Raw genomic sequence first — 3,925 nt, forward strand, 5'->3', positions numbered from 1 at the left:
AAAAAATCTTAAAGTACTGCTCAAAAAAAAGAGAACCCCATAAAATAGAGGTTTCTCTTGACTAATCGTAGAAAAAAAGCTGAAGCATCCTGGTTGAGTCAATCAAACCAAGATACTTCAGCTTTTTTTAGTTGTTTAGTTTAATAATGGATCGTTCTTAATAAGTAAACTTAATAAGTTGCGCATTTCCAAACGGCGTTTCTTGGGGGGAATGAACATGCGGGCCTGTTCTGAATCAAAGCCAGACATTAATTTATCATTCTCCATCAAAATGGGACTCTTTAAAATCCCTTGATTTTCCTTAATCAATTTAACGACACCATTAAATGAGAGCTTGCTCAAAGCGACGTGCAAGTTTTGCATGATTTTTGAGCGCTTTGAAATAATCTGATCAGTACCTTCTTCAGAAAGGTGCATGATGTGAGTAATTTATTCTTCATCCAAAGGCTTGAAATTAATGTTTCGAGTTTCGTATTGAATTTCGTTGTCATCTAGCCACTTTAAGGCTTTCCGCTTGGATGGCGTATTTGCATTGTAGTAAAACTTCAACATTGAGCACCACTCCATTTCTAGTTATTCGTTAAGTTTGAAGTTAGGATAAATTGTATAACTAATTGCCACATAATCCAATTATTTTGTCAGATAATTACGGAAAATTAGTAATTTTATTTTATATGTAGAAAAGAAGCCGTGGCTCACAGTCCGCGACTTCCTAAACTTCATAAATTAATAACTATTCTGCATCGTAAGCTTCTTGGAACAACTTAACGATTTCTTCTTTAGTACCCTTACGTGGGTTCGAAGGAGCGTTACCATCTTTCAAAGCATTCTCAGCCATCAATTCAAAGTCTTCTGGCTTTGCACCGATTGCTTTGATACTACGAGGAATGTTAACGTCATCACACATCTGACGCATTGCCTTAATTGAAAGGTCAGCAGCATCGCGAACTGAAAGTCCTTCAGTGTTTTCACCCATGATTTCAGCTAATTCAGCAAAACGTTCTGGGCAAGCAACGATGTTGTATTTCTCAACGATTGGTAACAAGATTGCACAGCACTCACCATGAGGTGCATCGTATTGGCCACCGAGTTGGTGAGCCATGGCATGAACGTAACCTAAGTCAGCGTTATTGAAGGCCATACCACCGAGCATTTCAGCTTCAACCATCTTAGTACGAGCTTCAACGTTGTGGCCGTTAGCAACGACTTCACGAAGACTCTCTTCAACTAATTTGATAGCTTGGATACATTGACCGTCTGTAATGTCGTTTCGGTTGGTTGAAACGTATGGTTCGATTGCTTGTACAAAGGTATCCATACCTGTAGCAGCAGTCATACCCCTAGGAACGTCAAGTTCTAGCATTGGGTCATTGAATGAGACCAATGGAACGTTACGCCATGAAACAACAACGAACTTAAGTTTCGTTTCAGTATTAGTGATAACACAGTGACGGGTAAGCTCTGAAGCAGTACCGGCAGTGGTGTTAACCGCCATCAAAGGTGGTAGTGGATTTTCAAGGGTTTCAATTCCGGCTAACTTAGTGATGTCATCACCATTAGTCAAAATGATACCAGTTCCTTTACCACAGTCATGAGCTGAACCACCACCAACAGTGATGATACTGTCACAACCTTCAGCTAAATAAAGTTTCTTAGCTTCTTGAATGTTATGAACTTTAGGGTTGGGTTCAACGCCATCATAAACAACGTAATCCACGCCGGCACCTTTTAATGAAGCCAAGGTTTGGTCAACAGGACCATTTTCAAGTGATTCAATTCCTTTGTCAGTTACGATCAAAGGCTTCTTCATGTTAAGCATCTTGGCCCGATCGCCAACTTTTTTAATAACACCGGCACCAAAAAAGTTAACACTAGGCATTAAAAAGTCAAAATTTTCCTTCATAACAGAAATTCCTCCTCTGAATTTGTTTACATTTTCACCGCGCGTTTTATAATCAAGTTAGCCAAATACTTTTAGCTAATTGATAAAATAAAAAACACCAAGACAAATCTCTGTTATCATTGATGTTCCTACACAAACAATGAAAGAGGTTATTGTCTTGATGCAAGAACAGAATACCACAGTCAGAAAAAAAGGTCAGCACCTAACTTCGTTTGAACGAGGCAGAATTGCTACGCTGCACAGCCAAGGCTATTCCAATCGTGCAATTGCCAGAGCGCTTAATGTTTGTCATCAAACAATCAATAATGAATTGTGCCGCGGCGAGATCGACCAAGTAAAAAAAGTGAATGGTCAACGCCAATATTACGCTGTATACTCACCAGAAACAGCACAAGCTAAGTACGAAGCTAATCGAGCCCACTGTCATCGACCTTTGAAACTCGTCGGTGTCGCTGATTTTATCGACTATTTTACGACTCATTTGCGTCAAGATGGTTGGTCGCCTGATGCAGCAGTAGGACGGGCCAAACTTGAAGGCTTATATCAACCTGAGGAGATGGTCTCGACCAAGACGCTATACCACTATATTGATGCCCAGTTACTTGAAGTCCGCAATCTTGATCTACTCGAAAAAACGCGCCACCGTGCCAAACATCATCACTCGATCAAGCACAAGCGTCTGGCCGGACGGAGTATTGATGAACGGCCTAAAAGTGTATCGACCAGCGCCAAGAGTTCGGCCATTTCGAATTGGACACCGTGGTGGGCAAGCGCAACGGTCAAGAGAGTGTGATCTTAACGCTGATCGAGCGTCAATCCCGCTGCCAAATTCTACGTTTGATCGATGGTCGTGATGCCGATTCAGTCAACTATGAGCTGGCCAAGATCTGTCAAGAATACGGATCAATCATGAAGTCAGTTACTGCCGATAATGGCGCTGAGTTCTCGGAAGTTGGCGCTGTACTTACCGGTGTCGCTGACCTTTATTATGCCCATCCATATCGTTCCTCTGAGCGTGGGACTAACGAAGCGCATAATCGAATGATCCGCCGCGATGTACCCAAGGGTCTATCCATGGATATTTTGGGTCCTCATGATATCCAAGCAGTTGAGTCAAAGCTAAACAATTTACCGCGCCGGCAAACTGGCTATCAAACACCCAAAGAGCTTTTCTCCGCTGCTTCCGCCGGTTAAGTTAAGCCCATAAAATATGAATATTAATGAAAATACTGATTTAATAGGATTTATCGTGTGGCTAATTTGTTCTTGCAATTTGGGAATGCTTTTTTTATAGCGATCCGGCAAGATTTGTTGAATTTCATGGTTGCTGGCACCGTTAATACAGATAAAGTGTAATTGACCACCAACACCGCGTACTTCATCCATCGCTAAATGCTCTGGTAAGTAATCATAATTCCGGCGGAATAAATCATCGTAATTATCTAAATAGCGACAAATTGTACTTGGTGATACACAATTATCTAAGGCGATGCTGGCCTGAGTCCGGTCGTCCTGCAAATGCATGAATATTTTCTGTCGTGTGGCTTGCGAAATGTTGCAATATTTATCAACTAGACTAGTGGATGCCATTATTGAAGCACCACAGTCTTTACAAACTAATCGTTCCTTATGTAGCTCAAGGTACACTGGCTCACTGGCATTGGCTGACGGGTACGAAGTACGCGCAATGTAGTGACCATTATGGTTCAGATGACTGAAACCACATTGGGGACATCTCACACAGTTAACTTTAACGTTGGCGATGTAAATCTTAGATTGTTTGTTTTTAATAGATTGGCTTTTATAAGCAAAAAAGTTAACGTTCTCGTCAGTTATGCTTAGGACGAACTTTATGGTATTATCAATAGGGTTCATGGGTTCTTATCTCCTTTAATGATGCTGTAGTGGGTGGATTTTATTAGATGGGGACCTGTGGGCTTTTAATTTACAAAAACTGACTAACATTAGTGGTGAATCATAATTCGACGGAATTATGATTCACCACTTTTATATTCTGTTAAA

At 41.0% G+C, this 3,925-nt stretch carries 2 protein-coding genes and 2 pseudogenes; 1 reads left to right on the forward strand and 3 read right to left on the reverse strand.

All coding sequences use genetic code 11. The features are described from left to right. Positions 1-135: 135 nt before the first annotated feature. Positions 136-417, reverse strand: a complete 282-nt coding sequence (locus EKM98_RS11810; protein WP_125982742.1) for an ArsC/Spx/MgsR family protein — start codon at positions 415-417, stop codon at positions 136-138. A gap of 316 nt (positions 418-733) precedes the next feature. After that, positions 734-1,903, reverse strand: a complete 1,170-nt coding sequence (locus tag EKM98_RS11815; protein ID WP_010619269.1) for an iron-containing alcohol dehydrogenase — start codon at positions 1,901-1,903, stop codon at positions 734-736. 160 nt (positions 1,904-2,063) lie between these two features. Here EKM98_RS11815 and EKM98_RS11820 point away from each other — a divergent pair. Further along, positions 2,064-3,097: pseudogene (locus EKM98_RS11820) on the forward strand (IS30 family transposase). Between the two features lie 84 nt (positions 3,098-3,181). Here EKM98_RS11820 and EKM98_RS11825 read toward each other — a convergent pair. Next, positions 3,182-3,778, reverse strand: a pseudogene (locus EKM98_RS11825) (helix-turn-helix domain-containing protein); the annotation flags it as partial. Positions 3,779-3,925 lie beyond the last annotated feature (147 nt).

The organism is Loigolactobacillus iwatensis, assembly GCF_003950295.1.
Lineage (GTDB): Bacteria > Bacillota > Bacilli > Lactobacillales > Lactobacillaceae > Loigolactobacillus > Loigolactobacillus iwatensis.